Source organism: Pantoea sp. DY-5 (assembly GCF_019795955.1).
Taxonomy (GTDB): Bacteria; Pseudomonadota; Gammaproteobacteria; order Enterobacterales; family Enterobacteriaceae; genus Pantoea; species Pantoea leporis.
Genome location: NZ_JAIMIE010000007.1, coordinates 124,285 through 141,239 on the forward strand (window position 1 = coordinate 124,285; position 16,955 = coordinate 141,239).

The 16,955-nt window shown below is 57.7% G+C and carries 15 protein-coding genes and 1 riboswitch; of the genes, 10 read left to right on the forward strand and 5 right to left on the reverse strand.

Features of this window, described 5'->3' with window-relative positions; all coding sequences use genetic code 11:
- Positions 1–54 precede the first annotated feature (54 nt).
- Genes K5Y30_RS20420 through K5Y30_RS20440 form a run of 5 tightly spaced genes read right to left on the reverse strand, consistent with a single transcriptional unit; the run spans position 55 to position 4,051 of the window.
- Positions 55–690: an urea amidolyase associated protein UAAP2 gene (locus K5Y30_RS20420; protein WP_222185681.1), complete on the reverse strand. Its 636-nt coding sequence runs from the start codon at positions 688–690 to the stop codon at positions 55–57.
- Entirely contained in the window at positions 690–1,397 is a 708-nt protein-coding gene (locus tag K5Y30_RS20425; protein WP_222213147.1) for an urea amidolyase associated protein UAAP1, read from the reverse strand. The genes K5Y30_RS20420 and K5Y30_RS20425 overlap by 1 nt, the downstream gene beginning before the upstream one ends.
- Positions 1,398–1,408: 11 nt before the next feature.
- On the reverse strand, positions 1,409–2,155 hold the full coding sequence (locus tag K5Y30_RS20430) for an ABC transporter ATP-binding protein (RefSeq protein WP_222185679.1): 747 nt from the start codon (positions 2,153–2,155) through the stop codon (positions 1,409–1,411).
- 10 nt (positions 2,156–2,165) lie between these two features.
- Positions 2,166–2,978, reverse strand: coding sequence for an ABC transporter permease (locus K5Y30_RS20435; RefSeq protein ID WP_222213149.1), 813 nt, complete (start codon positions 2,976–2,978; stop codon positions 2,166–2,168).
- Positions 2,979–2,992: 14 nt separating this feature from the next.
- Positions 2,993–4,051 carry a putative urea ABC transporter substrate-binding protein gene (locus tag K5Y30_RS20440; protein WP_222213151.1) on the reverse strand — a complete coding sequence of 353 codons (1,059 nt, stop codon included), beginning with the start codon at positions 4,049–4,051 and terminating at the stop codon, positions 2,993–2,995.
- A gap of 63 nt (positions 4,052–4,114) precedes the next feature.
- Positions 4,115–4,209: riboswitch (guanidine-I (ykkC/yxkD leader) on the reverse strand.
- A 408-nt stretch (positions 4,210–4,617) separates the two neighbouring features.
- Here K5Y30_RS20440 and K5Y30_RS20445 point away from each other — a divergent pair.
- From K5Y30_RS20445 to mtlD, 10 genes are all read left to right on the forward strand, one after another.
- Positions 4,618–5,340: a FadR/GntR family transcriptional regulator gene (locus K5Y30_RS20445; protein ID WP_101763815.1), complete on the forward strand. Its 723-nt coding sequence runs from the start codon at positions 4,618–4,620 to the stop codon at positions 5,338–5,340.
- Entirely contained in the window at positions 5,337–6,332 is a 996-nt protein-coding gene (locus K5Y30_RS20450; RefSeq protein ID WP_222213154.1) for an ABC transporter ATP-binding protein, read from the forward strand. The genes K5Y30_RS20445 and K5Y30_RS20450 overlap by 4 nt, the downstream gene beginning before the upstream one ends.
- Positions 6,329–7,390, forward strand: coding sequence for an ABC transporter ATP-binding protein (locus K5Y30_RS20455; RefSeq protein WP_101763817.1), 1,062 nt, complete (start codon positions 6,329–6,331; stop codon positions 7,388–7,390). The genes K5Y30_RS20450 and K5Y30_RS20455 overlap by 4 nt, the downstream gene beginning before the upstream one ends.
- 16 nt (positions 7,391–7,406) lie before the next feature.
- On the forward strand, positions 7,407–8,924 hold the full coding sequence (locus tag K5Y30_RS20460; RefSeq protein WP_192236854.1) for an ABC transporter substrate-binding protein: 1,518 nt from the start codon (positions 7,407–7,409) through the stop codon (positions 8,922–8,924).
- A 17-nt stretch (positions 8,925–8,941) separates the two neighbouring features.
- Complete coding sequence (locus K5Y30_RS20465; RefSeq protein ID WP_137384873.1) at positions 8,942–9,883, forward strand: ABC transporter permease; 942 nt, start codon at positions 8,942–8,944, stop codon at positions 9,881–9,883.
- A gap of 2 nt (positions 9,884–9,885) precedes the next feature.
- Positions 9,886–10,767, forward strand: a complete 882-nt coding sequence (locus K5Y30_RS20470) for an ABC transporter permease (RefSeq protein ID WP_222213156.1) — start codon at positions 9,886–9,888, stop codon at positions 10,765–10,767.
- Positions 10,768–10,776: 9 nt separating this feature from the next.
- Positions 10,777–12,375, forward strand: coding sequence for a gamma-glutamyltransferase family protein (locus K5Y30_RS20475; RefSeq protein WP_222213158.1), 1,599 nt, complete (start codon positions 10,777–10,779; stop codon positions 12,373–12,375).
- Positions 12,376–12,548: 173 nt separating this feature from the next.
- Entirely contained in the window at positions 12,549–13,262 is a 714-nt protein-coding gene (locus K5Y30_RS20480; protein WP_110867877.1) for a DUF3053 domain-containing protein, read from the forward strand.
- 457 nt (positions 13,263–13,719) lie between these two features.
- Positions 13,720–15,654, forward strand: coding sequence for a PTS mannitol transporter subunit IICBA (locus tag K5Y30_RS20485; protein WP_222213160.1), 1,935 nt, complete (start codon positions 13,720–13,722; stop codon positions 15,652–15,654).
- 94 nt (positions 15,655–15,748) lie between these two features.
- Positions 15,749–16,897, forward strand: a complete 1,149-nt coding sequence (gene mtlD / locus K5Y30_RS20490) for a mannitol-1-phosphate 5-dehydrogenase (protein WP_222213162.1) — start codon at positions 15,749–15,751, stop codon at positions 16,895–16,897.
- Positions 16,898–16,955 lie beyond the last annotated feature (58 nt).

The window sequence follows — 16,955 nt, forward strand, 5'->3', positions numbered from 1 at the left end:
TCGTCCTGCGTAGCATTGACGGCAGAAAACGGGTCGTCCCGTTGCGTCAGAGAATCACCACACGCTGACTAAAATCGGCGTTGGGTTGTAACCGTTGCAGGGATTATTGAGCTGCGGGCAGTTGGAGATCAGCACCAGCACGCTGATGTGCGCCAGCATCTCGACATATTTGCCCGGCGCAGAAATGCCGTCGGCAAAGGTCAATCCGCCATCCTGCGTCACCGGCACGTTCATGAAAAAGTTGATGTTGTGGGTGATGTCGCGGCGCGTCAGGCCAAACTCCGGCTGTTCCGCCACCGCCAGCATCCAGCTATCGCGGCACGAATGCATATGGCGCTTCTCCAGGTCATAGCGCACCGTGTTGCTTTCGCACGAACAAGCGCCGCCGAGCGTGTCGTGACGGCCGCAGGTATCGGCAGTGATGGTCAGCATTGGGCGATCAAAGTTCGAGCGCAGCACGCTGCCGGCCGTCAGAAACACATTGTTCTGCCCGCGCAGCGTGTCGCTCATGCTGTAGCGTTCGGCGGTGTCATCAGCATTGAAAAACAGCGTATCTGCGGCTTGATTGCCTTCAAGATCGGTGATGCGTAGCGTTTGGCCCGCCTCGATGCGCTGCAGCCAGTAATCACCGGCATCAATTTGTTGCTGGAAGCGCGCTTCGGCTGGATTGCGCTGACTTTCAATGATCATCACATTTCTCCTTGCAGTTGATACAGCGCGTTATTGCGCAGACCGCGCTTATTCTCGTCGCGCTCGAGACACATCGCCGGCAGCGGCGCGTGTTGCGCATCCAGTTCGATCTGCACCGGCTGGCGCGGATAATCCTGCGATGCGCTGAGCGGATGCGGGCAAGTGTGCAGCAGCACCAGCGTGTCCATCGCGAAACGTAAACGCACGCTGGCACCCGCCGCGCCCTGACGTTCCAGCTGCAAAGTGCCACTGTCGTCGGCGCGCACCTGCGCAAACAGGTTGAGGCAGGACGCCATATCGCGCTGGCCGAGCCCATATTTGGCCAGCTCGACAAGAAAACTGTCGTAGCCATTTTGATGGCGCAGATTGCGCGCCTGCTGATAGGTGCTGGCACCAAAACGCGCGGCGGTTTGTGCGGCATTCAGCGTGCCACACACGCTTTCGTGCCAGCCGAAGCTGTCGTGTTCGATGCCGCAGAAAATCCGTCCCATATCGGAATAGAGACAATGACCGGCGGTGAGGCGGAAAGTGTGCTGGCACTTCAGGGTATCGGGCGCGTTATAGCGCTCCAGCAGGTTTTCCGGGTTGTAAAACAGCAGGCCGACGTTGGCGCCACCTTCGACATCGGTGAGGGTCAGCGCGCTGCCGCTGCGCATCACCAGCGACCAGTGTGCGCCGCTCGGCAACAAGGTTTGGTAAGGCTTCATGGTTTTCTCCTTTAGGCGACCTGCGGTTCGGATGGCTGTGCGCGATCCAGCGGCAGATCGTAAGTGATGGTCGCGCCCCAGGCTTCAGGCGCGTGCGGATCGTGGCGCAGCTTGTCGAACACCAGCAGACGCGATGCAAGGCTAAATCCCTCTTTCAAATCGTGGGTGATCATGAAGATGGTCAGGTTATGCTGCTGCCACAAACGGGTGATCAGTTGGTGCATCTCGCTACGGATGCCGGGATCGAGTGCGCCGAAGGGTTCATCGAGCAGCAAAATGCGCGGCTGCTTCATCAACGCCTGCGCCAGCGCCAGACGCTGCTGCATGCCGCCCGACAGCTGATGCGGATATTTATTCTGTGCCTGTTCAAGCCCGACCTGCGCCAGCATGGCCTGCGCGCGCTGGCGAATCGCCTGGCGTTTCTTTCCCCACACGCGGCCCAGCCAACGCGCACTGCTGAACTCGTCGCCCAGCATCACGTTGCCCAGCACCGTCAGATGCGGAAACACGGAATAACGCTGAAACACCACGCCGCGATGCGCATCCGGTTCGTCGGGGATAGGTTCGCCATCCAGCAACAGCTGGCCTTTGCTGGGCGCTTCAGTGCCGAGCAGCATATTCAGGAAAGTGGTTTTGCCGCAGCCGGACGCACCGACAATCGCCACAAACTCGCCCTCTTCAACCTCAATGTTGAGGCGCTCCAGCACCACTTGCTGGCCGTAATGTTTCTCGAGGTTTTTCAGTTGCAGTAACGGCATCGCTCGCCCCTTATTTCGCGTGATACCACGGCCAGCAGCGACGGCTAACCAGCCGCAGCAACAGGTCGAGCAGAAAGGCCAGCAGCGCGATCCACGCCACGTAGGGCAGAATCACATCCATTGCCAGATAACGCCGCATCAGGAAGATGCGATACCCCAGGCCTTCCGTGGCGGCGATGGCTTCGGCGGCAATCAGAAATAGCCACGCCGACGCCAGCGACAGCCGTACCGCATCCAACAGCCGCGGCATCAGCTGCGGCAGGATCACGCGCCATAAAATCTGCGCGCTGTGCGCGCCGAGCGTCTGCGCTTTTACCAGCTGCTCGCGCGGGATCTTCTGCACCTGCAGCTGCAAATCGCGGGCAATCAGCGGCGTAATGCCGATGACAATCAGCACCACTTTCGATACTTCGCCGAGACCAAAACAGATAAACAGAATCGGCAGAATCGCCAGCGGCGGCACCAACGCAAACAGCGTCACCAGCGGCGCCAGCACCGCACGCACCACTGGCAGCGCGCCGGTGAACAGACCCAGCGCCAGCGCCAATAGCGCGCTGATCGCCACACCACACAGCAAACGCAGCAAACTGGCGGCGGTATCGCTCCACAACAGATATTCGCCGGTGCGCGGGCTGGGCTGAAACGCCATGCGGCTGAAGGCGTCGCCCATGGCGTTAAAGCCCGGCAACAGCTTGTCTGCCGCATTCAGACTGAGACGCGCATCCGACGCGAACAGATACACCAGCAGCAGCGCCAGCAGCGGCAGAATGCCCAGCAGCAAGCGCCCCAGCGGCAGCGGTTGGTAGTTGATCAACTTACGCATCGGCATCGCCTCGCTTACAGCTGCCCGGCGGCGGCCATTTTGGTGTACTCATCGGTGAAGCGCAGTTTGAGGTTACCCGCATCGCCCCAATTGCCCGCAGGCGTTGCCACGCCAACCACATCGGCGCTCGGCGCGCCCTCGCCCAGCAAACCGTGCTTAAACGAGAACTCGGCGACCATCTGCATGGTGGTTTTGAGCTGTGGGCTTTGGACGAAGTCGAGGGTGGTTTTGGCATCGCTAAACAGATGCGTGGCGGCCAGCTGCTGGTCAAAGCCCGCCAGATCGGTGCCGGAAGCCTGCGCCATTTGTGTACGTGCCGCTTTAGCGCTGTCGGTTGGGCCGGACATGGTTTTCAACGTTTCATACCACGCGCCGGTCAGCGCTTTGCCGAGCTGCGGATACTTCTGCAGCGTGGCGCTGTTGACCACCAGCAGATCGAGGATTTCGCCCGGAATTTGCGCGGAAGAGAAAATCAGATGGCTGTTCGGCTGCTTCTCCGCTTCGGCGAGCAGCGGATTCCACGTAACGATAGCGTTGACGTCGGCGGTGCCGAACGCCGCCACCAAATCGGCATCGGCGGTGTTCACCACTTTGACGTCTTTCTCGCTCATGCCGGATTTCTCCAGCGCCCGCGCCAGCAGGTAATGCGAAACCGAGAGTTCGACCAGGTTGATCGGCTTGCCTTTCAGCGCTGAGAGGTTGCCCGCGCCTTTCAGCAGAATGCCGTCGTTACCGTTGGAGTAATCGCCAACGATCAGCGCCGTGCTATCGACGCCGCCGGTGGCCGGAATGGTCAGTGCATCCATGTTAGTCATGGTGCAACCCGCAAAACCCCCGGCGGTGTATTGATTCACCGACTCGATGTAGTCGTTAACCTGCACAAACTGGATATCGATGCCGTATTTGTCGGCCCATTTTTTGACGATGCCGCTCTGCTGCGCGTAATCCCACGGCATCCATCCCGCGTAGATCGACCAGCAAATCTTAAAGGAGGGTTTGTCGGCGGCCAGCGTGTTGACGCTGAACAGCGTGATGGTGCAAAGCAACAGCAGGCGAAGGCAGGCTTTGATCATGATGGTTCCTCTGGCGTTAACGGACGAAAAAAAAGCAGGAGGCGGCGAGCAACGTTCTCGCTTTCCTCCCGGGCTTTTTTCCCGCCGTGTAACCGTCAGAGGACGGTCGGTCACTCTCGGACCAGCATCTTTCGACCGGAACCCTAGTGACCCATTGCAAATTGTCTGGCGACCTCGGTTGCCCGCTATCGCTCCTGCATCTGCGTTAACACATACAAAATAGATGCCAAGGTTATATCCCGCTGAAAACCATCGGTTATTAACTCACCGCGCGTCGCCGCACTGCTGGCATTGCACAGATAAGCAGCGCGCGCGCACCACCGTGAAGCAGCATGCCGGTGAGGACGTTGACGCTTATCGCAATTCTCAACCGGCACTGAAAAAAACTTTTACTTTGCGATCATGTGGTTATTACACATTGATGACACGCTAATCCGAACCAATTAAATATTGGTTCACTTCTTGCCTACGCTAAGAAAGCTGCCGAATTCGCCTTTCATCAGGAAAAGTGCTGGATACGCGGCGATTACCGATCTTTTTCTGATGCATAAGCAGGCGAACCAATTATGAATGACACGCCAGAAACCAGCCGCAACTCCAGCACCGCACTTGAGCAACTGCGCCAGCTGATTCAGCAGCAGGAGCACACGCCCGATCGCGCGCTGCCCACCGAACGTGAGTTAGCCGAGCGGTTTGGCATCGGTCGTCGTGAAATTCGCCGGGCATTAGATGTGCTGGAAGAAGAGGGCCGCATCTGGCGTAAACAGGGCAAAGGCACCTTTGTTGGGCCCTCCGCGCCAGTGCAGCCGCTGGTGCTACAGGATCTGCCACAGCAATCGAATCTGCTTGAAGTGATGGAAGCGCGTTTGCAGCTGGAGCCGGGGCTGGCAAGTCTTGCCGCCCTGCGCGCCACCAAAGAACAAATCGCCTTAATGAAACGCCTGCTGGAGCGCATGCACGCCATCACGCCGCCTGAAGATGGCGATCAGCATGAACTGTGGGACAGCGCCTTCCATCGCGCCATCGCCGAAGCGGCGGGCAATCGTTTGATGCTCGGGCTGTTTGATGCCGTCGATGCGGTGCGCCGCGATCCCGGCTGGCAGCATTTGCGGGTGCAGGCGCGTACCCCGGCACGCCTGGATAACTATGACACCCATCATCAGCGGCTGGTGATGCACATCGCCCAGCGCCAGCCCCATGAAGCGGCAGCGGCGATGCGTGAGCATCTGCTTGCGCTGCAACAGGCGCTGATGGAAACGCTCTATTCCCGCCAGGAGGAAGCGCCATGACCGCACATCCCGTTTTATCGCTACGCAATCTGCGCGTGCAGTTTCGCGGCTCGCCGGTCACGGTACTGGATGATATTTCTCTGGAGCTACAGGCGGGAGAAACGCTGGCGCTGGTCGGTGAATCGGGCTGCGGCAAAAGCATCACCTCACTCACGTTGATGGGTTTGCAGCCTGACAGTGCGCAAATCTTGCAGGGCGACATGCTGTTTGATGGCCGCGATCTGCGCCAACTCAGCAGCAGTGAATACGCCAGCCTGCGTGGCAACCAGTTGGCGATGATTTTTCAGGAACCGATGACCTCGCTTAATCCAGCCTTCACGCTTGGCGATCAGCTGAGCGAAGCGGTAATGCGCCATCGCAAAGTGAGTAAGCGCCGGGCAATGGACGCGGCGCTGGCGATTCTGCAAAAAGTGCAAATTCCAGCGGCGGAACAGCGGCTGAAAGCCTATCCGCATCAGCTCTCCGGCGGCATGCGCCAGCGCGTGATGATTGCCATGGCGCTGATCAACCAGCCAAAACTGTTGATTGCCGATGAACCCACTACCGCGCTCGACGTCACCATTCAGGCGCAAATTCTGGCGCTGTTGAACACCCTAAAACAGGAAACGGGCACCGCAGTATTGATGATCACGCATGACCTCGGCGTGGTAGCGGAAGTGGCGCAGCGCGTGGCGGTGATGTATGCCGGTCAGGTGGTGGAGAGCGGCAGCGTGGAGCGTATTTTCAACGATCCGCAGCATCCTTACACCATTGGCCTGATGGGCTCAATTCCTAGCCTGAGCGCACGCGAAGGTGCGTTAGCCACCATTCCCGGCCAGGTACCGTTGCCGGAAAATATGCCGGCTGGCTGCCGCTTTGCCACGCGTTGCCCCTTCGCCGAAATACGCTGCCACCAGCATCGTCCGGCGTTGCGTGCACTGGCGAACGATCATCAGGTGGCCTGTTTCCGCGCTCCGTTAGAGCAACACGTCACGCTGGGAGAAAGTGTATGAAGCCGATTTTAGAGTGCCGCGATTTAAGCAAAACCTTCTCCACCGGCAACCGGCTGTTTTCACGCAATCGCGGCGTGACGGCGGTTGATCGCGTTGCGCTACAGGTGATGCCGGGCGAAACGCTGGCGATTGTCGGCGAATCCGGATCCGGTAAATCGACGCTGGGACGTTTGCTGCTGCGTTTATTAGCCGCCAGCGCCGGCGACGTGTTCTATCAGGGTGAAAGCATCACCGATGCCAGCGGCGCGCGGCTCAATCAGCTGCGTCGCGAATTGCAGATTATCTTTCAGGATCCGTTTGCCTCGCTCAATCCGCGCATGACGGTGCAGCAGATTGTGGGCGAACCTTTGTGGCTGCATGAAAAGATGAGCCGCGATCAGCGCCACGCGCGCGTCGCCGAACTGCTGCGCACCGTTGGCCTGCCTGCGGCCTGGGCCGAACGTTACCCGCACGAGTTTTCAGGCGGTCAGCGCCAGCGCATTGGTATTGCCCGCGCGCTGGCCTCACAGCCGAAATTACTGCTCGGCGATGAGCCGGTTTCAGCGCTGGATGTGTCCGTGCAGGCGCAGGTGGTGAATCTGCTTGAGAGCCTGAAACAGCAGTTTGGCCTGACGATGGTGATCGTGGCGCACGGTTTGGCGGTAATCCGCCATATGAGCGATCGCGTGGCGGTGATGTATCTCGGTCAGATTGTCGAACTGGCCAGCGTCGATGAGATTTTTGATGCGCCGCTCCATCCTTATACGCAAGCGTTGATTGCCTCCGCGCCACAAATGCAGCCGGGCGTCAGTCGCACCATCCCCATGCTGCAGGGTGATTTGCCCAACCCTGCAGATCCACCTAGCGGCTGCCGTTTTCATACCCGTTGTCCCTATGCCACAGCGGAATGTCGCCAGTTTGAACCGATTAATCAGGTGCTGAGCGGCGGCCGTCAAATTGCCTGTCACCGCTGGCAGGAGATTAATCGCGATCGCAGCGTCATCACCCTTGCGCCACCTTCCGCCGCTTTTTTACGTCGCCGCGCCCTGTTTGAGCAGGCGGTGAATCAGCAAGCCTAACCTCTGGAGATACACCGTGAAGCAAGCTCGTCATACGTTATTAACCGCCCTCAGCGGTCTGTTACTGCTCGGGGCTAGCGCCCACAGCCAGGCTGACAGCGTGATTCGCATCGGCCTGGGCGCCGATCCCGACATGCTCGATCCGCATCTGGCGCGCACCTATTACGGCCGTTTTGTGTTTGCGGCCATGTGCGATCGTTTGGTCGATGTTGACCAAAACCTCAAAGTGGTACCGGGTCTCGCGACCGATTGGGCGTGGAGCGAGGACGGCAAAACGCTGACCATGAATCTGCGCAGCGGCGTGACCTTCCACGATGGCGAAAAATTTGATGCGCAAGCAGTGAAATTCAATATCGAACGTGCGCAAACGCTGCCGGGTTCGCTGCGTAAAAGTGAAATCTCCTCGATTGAAAGCGTGGAAGTGAGCGGCCCGATGCAGGTGAAGTTCCACCTGAAAAACCCGGATGCGGCGCTGCTGAGCCAGCTGACCGACCGCGCCGGAGCCATGCTGGCACCGGAAGCGGCGAAAAAGCCCGATTTCGCCGCTCATCCGGTCTGCTCTGGCCCGTATCAGTTCGACAGCCGTGTTCAGCAGGATCGCATCGTGCTCAAGCGCTATGACAATTACTGGAATAAAGGCGCCTATCACTTCGATAAGGTGATTTTCCTGCCGATCCCGGATGCTTCAGTGCGCCTCGCGAACCTGCGTGCGGGCGATTTGGATCTCACCGAAGGCGTGGCCGCCAGCGATGTGAAAACCGTTGAAGCCGATAGCAAACTGGCGCTGGCAAAAGTCACAGGTCTTGGTTATCAGGGCATCACTTTCAATATCAACAACGGCAAAGTCGATGCTAATAGTCCGCTGAAAGATGCGCGGGTGCGTGAAGCGTTCTCACTGGCGATTGACCGTGATGCGCTGAATCAGGTGGCGTTTGAAGGCTTATATACGCCAGCCAATCAGGCGTTTTCACCGGTCAGCGCGTATCACGTCAAAACACCGATCGCACCGCGCGATGTTGAGAAAGCCAAAGCACTGCTGAAGGCTGCGGGTGTTACCACACCGCTGAATCTGACGCTGCTGGTCAGCAATAACCCGACCGCGCAGCAGGTGGGCCAGGTGATTCAGGCGATGGTCGGTGAAGCCGGTTTCAACCTCAATCTGCAAATGAGTGAGTTCGCCACCCTGTTGGATCGCCAGCAGCGCGGGGATTATCAGCTTAGCCTGTCGGGTTGGTCTGGTCGTCCGGATCCGGACGGCAGCATCTATTCGTTTATTAACAGCAAAGGCACGCTCAATGACGGACGCTACAGCAATGCGCAGGTCGATGAGTGGCTGAATGCCGCGCGTCTCACCAACGACCAGGCACAGCGTCAGGCGCTCTACACCCAGGTGGTGAACCAACTGCAAAGCGATATGCCGATTGCTTACCTCTACTTTGAGCCACGCATTTTTGGCATGTCGAAAAAACTGCAGGGCTTCAAAGCCTGGCCGGACGGATTGGTACGTTTGGCTGGCGTAAGTCTGGCGCAGTAAACCGCTAAGGAGCGAGGATGCTGGAACTGATTGTAAAACGGCTATTGCTGGCCATTCCGACGCTGCTGCTGGTGAGCATTATGGTGTTCGCACTGCAAAAGCTGCTGCCGGGCGATCCGGTGCTGGCGATGGCGGGCGAAGAGCGCGATCCAGCGGTTATCGCCCAGCTGCGGGCGGAATATCATCTGGACGATCCGATCCCCGCGCAATATTTCGCCTGGATGGGTAATGCGCTAACCGGCGATTTGGGCATGTCGCTGCGCACCAAAGAGCCGGTGACGGCGCTGATCGCCAGCAAATTGCCGGTCACGCTGGAATTGTCATTGCTGGCGATGATTATCGCGCTGGTGATTGGCATCAGCATGGGCATCATCGCCGCAGTGCGCAAAGACAGTTGGGTCGATCACACCACCAACTTTGTCGCGCTTTCCGGGATTTCAGTGCCTCACTTCTGGCTCGGTATTCTGCTGATTTTGCTGTTTTCCGTGCACCTGCAATGGCTGCCGGCATCGGGTTTTGTGCCGGTTAGCGAAGATGTGGCGCAGAACCTGAAAACGCTGCTGCTGCCGGCGCTGGTGCTTGGTACCGGACTGGCCGCCACGTTAATGCGCCACACTCGCGCTTCAATGATCGCCGTGCTGAAAGCGGATTACATTCGCACCGCACGCGCCAAAGGGCTGCTGGCAAAGAAAGTGGTGCTCAAGCATGCGTTACGTAATGCGCTGATGCCGATAGTTACTCTCACCACGCTGCTGTTTGGCGAGTTGCTGGGTGGCGCGGTGCTGACCGAGCAGGTCTTCACGCTGCCCGGCTTTGGCAAGATGATTGTCGATGCGGTATTCAACCGTGATTACGCCGTGGTGCAAGGCGTGGTGCTGGTGGTGGCGATTGGCTTCTTGCTGCTCAATCTGCTGGCCGATGTGCTCTATATGATCATTAACCCGAAAATGCGAGGCTGACCATGAGCGAGGTATTAACCGCTGGCGCACTGCCTGCAGTGGCAAAGCCGAATCGTCGGGTGCTGAAAAAGTTCCTGCGTAATAAAAGTGCGCTGATTGGTGCGGTGATTGTGCTGCTGTTTGTCGCCGTGGCGCTGCTGGCACCGTGGCTGGCACCGTTTGATCCCATCAAAGCCAATTTCCTTGCGGTGCGTAAAGCACCTACGGTGTTGCACTGGTTTGGCACCGATGAGCTGGGGCGCGATATTTTGTCTCGGCTGGTGTGGGGCGCGCGTACTTCGCTGCTGGCGGGTTGCATTTCGGTGCTGATCGCCATTCTGATTGGTGTGCCGCTTGGGTTGATTGCCGGTTACTGGCAAGGCTGGTGCGACGGCATTATTTCGCGCTTTATCGAAGCGCTGCTGGCATGCCCGTTTCTGATTCTGGCAATCGCGCTGGGAGCGTTTCTCGGCCCGAGCTTATCAAACGCTATGATTGCCATCGGTTTATCTGCGATGCCGATTTTCGCGCGCTTGACGCGCGGCCAGGTGATCGCCATTCGCCACGAAGATTATATTGACGGCGCGCGAGCGATTGGCCTGCCCGATCGCTGGATCATCCTGCGTTACGTGCTGCCCAATGTGCTATCGCCAATTCTGGTGCAGGCCACGCTGGCGATTGCTTCGGCGATCATTACCGAAGCCAGCCTCTCATTCCTTGGCCTCGGCCAGCAACCGCCCTCGCCTTCATGGGGTGCGATGCTGAATACCGCCAAAGGCTTTCTCGAACAGGCGCCGTGGATGTCGATTTTCCCCGGCCTGGCTATTTTTCTCACCGTGCAGGGCTTCAACCTGCTGGGCGACGGTTTGCGCGACGCGCTCGACCCACGTGATGACTCACACTAAGGAACGATCATGAGTGAACTGGATTTTAACGTCAGCTATGCCTCACACCGCGTACCGATGATGGGACGCAACGCGGTTGCCACTTCGCAGCCGCTGGCGGCGCAAGCCGGGATGCGTATGTTGCAACAGGGCGGCAATGCGGTAGATGCGGCGATTGCCAGTGCAATGGCATTGACCGTGCTGGAGCCTAGCGGCAACGGACTCGGCAGTGACGCCTTTGCGATTATCTGGGATGGCAAACAGCTGCACGGTTTGAATGCCTCGGGCCGCTCGCCCGCCGCATGGAACCCGGAACGCTTTGCCGGACGCGATGCCATGCCGGAAATTGGCTGGGAAGCGGTCACCGTGCCGGGCGCGGTTTCGGCGTGGGTGGAGCTGGCCGAACGCTTTGGCACGCTGCCGCTCACCACGCTAGCGCAACCGGCTATTGAATACGCACGCGATGGTTTCCCGGTTTCACCGCTGATTGGTCATCTATGGCAACGCGCCTACCACAAGCTGAAAGATCAGCCCGGCTTCCTCGAGTGCTTTGCGCCCGATGGACGACCGCCGCGTGCCGGCGAGCTGTTCCGTAATCCGGCGCAAGCCGAAACGCTGCAAAAAATCGCCGAAACGCGCGGTGAAGCCTTCTATCGTGGCGAGCTGGCTGAAAAGATAGTGGCGTTTGCTAAGCAGCATGGTGCGGCGCTGAGCCTTGATGATCTGAAAAATCATCGCGTCGACTGGGTAGAATTGTTATCGCGCCCGTTTGCGGGCGGATCGGTGCAGGAACTGCCGCCGAACGGTCAGGGCATTGCCACCTTGATTGCGCTGGGCATTCTTGAGCAGTGGGATATTGGTCGCTATGAACCGGATTCGGTGCCGTGGCTGCATCTGTCGATTGAAGCGATGAAGCTGGCGCTGGCCGATCTGGATCGCTACGTCAGCGATTACGATCACCTTGAGTTCCCGGCAGAATTGCTTCTCAGTGATGAGTATTTAAAACAACGCGCGCAGTTGATTAATCCCGATTGGGCAGGAGATTTTACCTTTGGCTCCCCGCAGCAGAGCGGCACGGTTTATCTTTCTACCGCTGATGCCAGCGGCATGATGGTTTCCTTTATACAGTCAAACTACATGGGCTTCGGTTCTGGCGTAGTGGTGCCGGGCACCGGCATTAGCCTGCAAAATCGTGGCTGCGGTTTCTCGCTCGATCCGCAGCATCCCAATGTGGTCGCCGGCGGCAAACGTCCGTTCCACACCATCATTCCGGCGTTTGCCCTCGACGGTGACGGCCAGCCGCTGATGTCGTTTGGCGTGATGGGCGGCCCGATGCAGGCGCAAGGTCATTTGCAGATGGCGCTACGCATCATGCAGCATAAGCAAAACCCGCAGGCAGCGATTGATGCACCGCGCTGGCGCGTTGAACAAGGACGTGCGGTGGTGGTTGAACCCGGCATCGACCGTAACGTGCTGGCGAAGCTGCGCGAGATGGGGCACCAGATCACGCTGGAAGATCCTTTGCTCGGCTATAACTTCGGCGGTGCGCAGGCGATTGTGCGCGATCCACAAGGCTTCTATATCGCCGCCACTGAAAGCCGTAAGGATGGGCAGGCGCTGGTGTTTTGATTTAACGTGTTAAAACGGTCACCATTATTGGTGACCCTGGAATTCCGCCATTTCCTTATCGGGTGCGCATTTATGCGCACCAGGCAAACGCCGCCCGTTGTACCCGTCAGGCCATTGCACTATTCTTTAGGACCATTCCCATCGAATCGAATTAGCCATAACAGGAGTTCATCATGGCGTCAGGAATTTCTCGCATCTGGATGCGTACCGGCATGCTGATGGTCAGCGCGTTAGTGGTGCTGCAACTCACAGCCTGCGGTGACAAAGAGGGCGATCAGCGTAAAGCGTTCAGTGACTTCCTTCAGAACACGGTGATGCGCAGTGGCGAACATCTGCCAAGCCTGAGTGAAAACCAAAAGCAAACCTTCGGCAATTACGCCAGCGACTACGCCATCCTTTATGGCTTCTCGCAGCAGACCAATCAGGCGATTGAGCAAGGTATGCGCCCGGTGGTTGATGAGTTAGCAGCGATTCGTGTACCACAGGATTACCTCACGCGTCGCGATAGCCTGCGCCAGGCCAGCGGCAATCTGAGCGTGCTGACCCAGCAGATTCAGAGCGCCAAAATGCAGGCGGACAGCAGCAAAGCCACCCTGAAGCAGCCGGATGATCTGAAGAAAGTGTATGACGCGGCCTACGTCAAAGTCGTGACGCAGCCAGCGAGCACGCTGATTCCGCTGCTGCCACAGCTGCAGGCGCTGAGCCAGGCAGCCGTGCAAACCGGCGACTATCTGCAATCGCAAGGCACGCGCGTAACCTTCAACGATGGCGGCGTACAGTTCCCAACCCAGGATCAGGCAACGCAATACAACACGCTGATGAGCAATCTCTCCAGCAACGCGCAAGCGCTGACGCAAGCGCAAAATGCGGTGCAAGGCGGGTTGTAACAGCCGAACTATTTTAGTGGTCGCCATCAATGGCGACCCTGAAAGTCTGTTATCCCTTTTCAGAATTTCGTCACTTCCTTACAGCTCACTTATCTGCTGCTGCAGATTGTGATCTGGCGCATTTTCGACCAAAAATAGTTTGTGACATTGATCACACTTACACAACAAAGCACCTACTTAAAAAGGTGACTTAAGTCACATTCATCGCCTTGTTTTGCTTAATTTTTCGGCACCGTTGCTTTCTTACAGCGCCTTTTTGTGATCGATGTCACCTTATTGCCCCCCAACCACCCCAGCTTAGCGTGATCTGCATCACACTTAGGTGCAGCTCTACGCAGCGTAATAAACTAGTGCTAGAGTCCGCGTGCATACAGTAATGCCACGGCCCCCGCCGTAACGTTCAAACAAAAACAAACGCGCTCTCTTATTGCAGCGCGTCTCAATAAGGGGTGGGTTTATGTCCTCATCAGTAAAGGTCAAGGTTCAGAGCTTTGGTCGCTTTCTGAGTAATATGGTGATGCCTAACATCGGTGCGTTTATCGCATGGGGTATCATCACTGCGCTGTTCATCCCAACCGGATGGATTCCAAACGAAACGCTGGCGAAACTCGTCGGCCCAATGATCACCTACCTGCTGCCGCTGCTGATTGGTTTCACCGGTGGCCGTCTGGTTGGCGGCGATCGCGGTGGCGTGGTCGGTGCGATCACCACCATGGGCGTGATCGTCGGTGCCGATATGCCGATGTTCCTCGGCTCCATGATTGCCGGTCCGCTGGGCGGCTGGGCAATCAAATCCTTTGACCGCGTTGTTGATGGCAAGATCAAAAGCGGCTTCGAGATGCTGGTTAACAACTTCTCGGCCGGTATCATCGGTATGCTGCTGGCGCTGCTGGCGTTTGTCGCTATCGGTCCACTGGTTGAAGGCCTGTCTCACATTCTCGCCGCGGGCGTGAATCTGATGGTGCAGAACAACCTGCTGCCGCTGACCTCAATCTTTGTTGAACCGGCGAAAATCCTGTTCCTTAATAACGCCATCAACCACGGTATCTTCTCGCCGCTGGGTATCCAGCAGGCGAGCGAGGCAGGCAAATCAATCTTCTTCCTGATTGAAGCCAACCCAGGTCCGGGTATGGGCGTACTGGTTGCCTACATGGTATTTGGTCGCGGTAGCGCCAAACAATCTGCAGGCGGTGCAGCGATCATCCACTTCCTTGGTGGTATCCACGAAATTTACTTCCCATACGTGCTGATGGCGCCGCGTCTGTTGCTGGCGGTTATTCTCGGCGGTATGACTGGCGTATTCACCCTGACACTGCTGAACGGCGGCCTGGTCTCTCCGGCTTCTCCAGGTTCCATCCTGGCGGTGCTGGCGATGACGCCAAAAGGCGCTTACTTCGCGAATATCGCTGCCATTATCGCTGCGTTTGCCGTCTCCTTTGTGGTCTCAGCTATTCTGCTGAAAACCAGCAAAGTGAAAGAAGATGACGACATCGAAGCGGCGACGCAGCGCATGCAGGATATGAAAGCGCAGTCAAAAGGTCAGGCTGTTGCCGGTTCGCCAGTTGCTGGCGATGCGATGAGCGTTGACCTGAACCACGTGCGTAAAATCATCGTAGCCTGTGACGCCGGTATGGGTTCAAGTGCGATGGGTGCAGGCGTGCTGCGTAAAAAAGTGCAGGACGCGGGTCTGAGCAATATCTCTGTCACCAACACGGCGATTAACTCGCTGCCGGGCGACGTTGATCTGGTGATTACCCACCGCGATCTGACCGAACGTGCAATGCGTCAGGCGCCGCAGGCGCAGCACATTTCGCTGAACAACTTCCTCGATAGCGCGCTGTACAGCAACCTGACCGAACGTCTGGTGGCCGCTAACCGCAGCGAAGCGCGTCGTGAAACCGTGCAGACCACGCTGGCTGACAGCTACGACGAAGGCAACGCGCACCTGTTCAAACTGGGTGCAGACAACGTGTTCCTCGGTCTGAGTGCCACCCATAAAGAGCAGGCGATTCGCTTTGCGGGTGAGCAGCTGGTGAAAGGCGGCTACGTGCAGCCGGAATATGTTGAAGCGATGCTGGAACGCGAAAAGCTGACGCCAACTTACCTCGGTGAATCCATTGCTGTACCACACGGAACCGTAGAAGCGAAAGACCGCGTGCTGAAAACCGGCGTGGTGTTCTGTCAGTATCCGGCGGGCGTGCAGTTTGGTGATGAGCCAGAAGACGTGGCGCGTTTGGTGATTGGTATCGCCGCTCGCAACAACGAGCACATTCAGGTGATTACCAGCCTGACCAACGCGCTGGATGATGACAGCGTGATTGAGAAGCTGGCCAATACCACCAGCGTGCAGGACGTGTTGGATCTGCTCTCGGGCAGCACCGTCAAAGCGTAATACCCCGTTTTACCTTCCCTGGGGCGGGTAAGCCCGTCCCACATTTCCGGGGCGGACTTGCCCGCCCTTTCGTCATTTGATATGGGTCAAATTTATGAAAGCGTTACATTTTGGAGCAGGTAACATCGGTCGCGGTTTTATCGGTAAGTTACTGGCAGATGCCGGCATCGAGCTGGTGTTTGCTGACGTCAATCAGGTGGTACTTGATGCCCTTAACGCCCGTCATGAGTATCCGGTTCATGTGGTTGGCGAACAGGCAAAAGTCGAAATCGTAACAGGCGTGAGCGCCGTTAACAGCACCAGCGATGACATCGTTACGCTGATTGCTGAGGTTGATATCGTGACCACAGCGGTTGGTCCGCAGATTCTGGAGCGCATCGCCGGTGGCGTCGCGAAAGGTCTGGCCAAACGCAGCGACAGCGGTAATGTGCGTCCACTCAACATCATCGCCTGTGAAAACATGGTGCGCGGTACCAGCCAGCTGAAGCAGCACGTGCTAAAAGCGCTGCCAAAGCAGTATCACGCATGGGTTGAAACGCATGTTGGCTTCGTTGATTCCGCAGTAGACCGCATCGTGCCGCCGTCCGAAGCGGGCACCACCGATCCGCTGGAAGTGACAGTTGAAACCTTCAGCGAGTGGATTGTTGATAAAACCCAGTTCAAAGGGGAATTGCCGAACATTCCTGGCATGGAATTGACCGACAACCTGATGGCATTCGTTGAGCGCAAGCTGTTCACCCTTAACACCGGTCACGCCATCACCGCGTATCTTGGCCAGCTGGCTGGTCACGCTACCATTCGTGACGCGATTCTCGATGAGAACGTGCGTGCGGTAGTGCAAGGCGCGATGCAGGAGAGCGGCGCCGTGCTGATCAAGCGTTATGGTTTTGAAGCCGATAAACATGCTGCCTATATCCAGAAAATCCTCACCCGCTTTGAAAACCCTTACCTGAAAGATGACGTTGAGCGCGTCGGTCGTCAGCCACTGCGTAAACTGAGCGCGGGCGATCGCCTGATCAAGCCAACGCTGGGCACGCTGGAGTATCAGCTGCCGCACGATAATCTGGTTCAGGGCATTGCCGCCGCGATGCACTATCGCAGCGAAGCCGATCCGCAGGCGCAGGAACTGGTCGCGCTGCTGGCAGAAAAAGGCCCGCAAGCCACGCTGGCGGAAATTTCTGGCCTGGATGCCAACAGCGAAGTAGTCACCTCAGTGGTGAGCGCTTACAACGCTATGGCATAATGCGCGCCCTTTAGTGGTTAACTCGGGCGCGCTTGCGTGCCCGCTGGCGGTAGCTGAA

Bases quoted from the DNA above. Each gene is read 5' to 3' on its own strand.
- K5Y30_RS20420 (WP_222185681.1), bottom strand. From the start codon at position 690: ATGATCATTGAAAGTCAGCGCAATCCAGCCGAAGCGCGCTTCCAGCAA.
- K5Y30_RS20425 (WP_222213147.1), bottom strand. From the start codon at position 1,397: ATGAAGCCTTACCAAACCTTGTTGCCGAGCGGCGCACACTGGTCGCTG.
- K5Y30_RS20430 (WP_222185679.1), bottom strand. From the start codon at position 2,155: ATGCCGTTACTGCAACTGAAAAACCTCGAGAAACATTACGGCCAGCAA.
- K5Y30_RS20435 (WP_222213149.1), bottom strand. From the start codon at position 2,978: ATGCGTAAGTTGATCAACTACCAACCGCTGCCGCTGGGGCGCTTGCTG.
- K5Y30_RS20440 (WP_222213151.1), bottom strand. From the start codon at position 4,051: ATGATCAAAGCCTGCCTTCGCCTGCTGTTGCTTTGCACCATCACGCTG.
- K5Y30_RS20445 (WP_101763815.1), top strand. From the start codon at position 4,618: ATGAATGACACGCCAGAAACCAGCCGCAACTCCAGCACCGCACTTGAG.
- K5Y30_RS20450 (WP_222213154.1), top strand. From the start codon at position 5,337: ATGACCGCACATCCCGTTTTATCGCTACGCAATCTGCGCGTGCAGTTT.
- K5Y30_RS20455 (WP_101763817.1), top strand. From the start codon at position 6,329: ATGAAGCCGATTTTAGAGTGCCGCGATTTAAGCAAAACCTTCTCCACC.
- K5Y30_RS20465 (WP_137384873.1), top strand. From the start codon at position 8,942: ATGCTGGAACTGATTGTAAAACGGCTATTGCTGGCCATTCCGACGCTG.
- K5Y30_RS20470 (WP_222213156.1), top strand. From the start codon at position 9,886: ATGAGCGAGGTATTAACCGCTGGCGCACTGCCTGCAGTGGCAAAGCCG.
- K5Y30_RS20475 (WP_222213158.1), top strand. From the start codon at position 10,777: ATGAGTGAACTGGATTTTAACGTCAGCTATGCCTCACACCGCGTACCG.
- K5Y30_RS20480 (WP_110867877.1), top strand. From the start codon at position 12,549: ATGGCGTCAGGAATTTCTCGCATCTGGATGCGTACCGGCATGCTGATG.
- K5Y30_RS20485 (WP_222213160.1), top strand. From the start codon at position 13,720: ATGTCCTCATCAGTAAAGGTCAAGGTTCAGAGCTTTGGTCGCTTTCTG.
- mtlD (WP_222213162.1), top strand. From the start codon at position 15,749: ATGAAAGCGTTACATTTTGGAGCAGGTAACATCGGTCGCGGTTTTATC.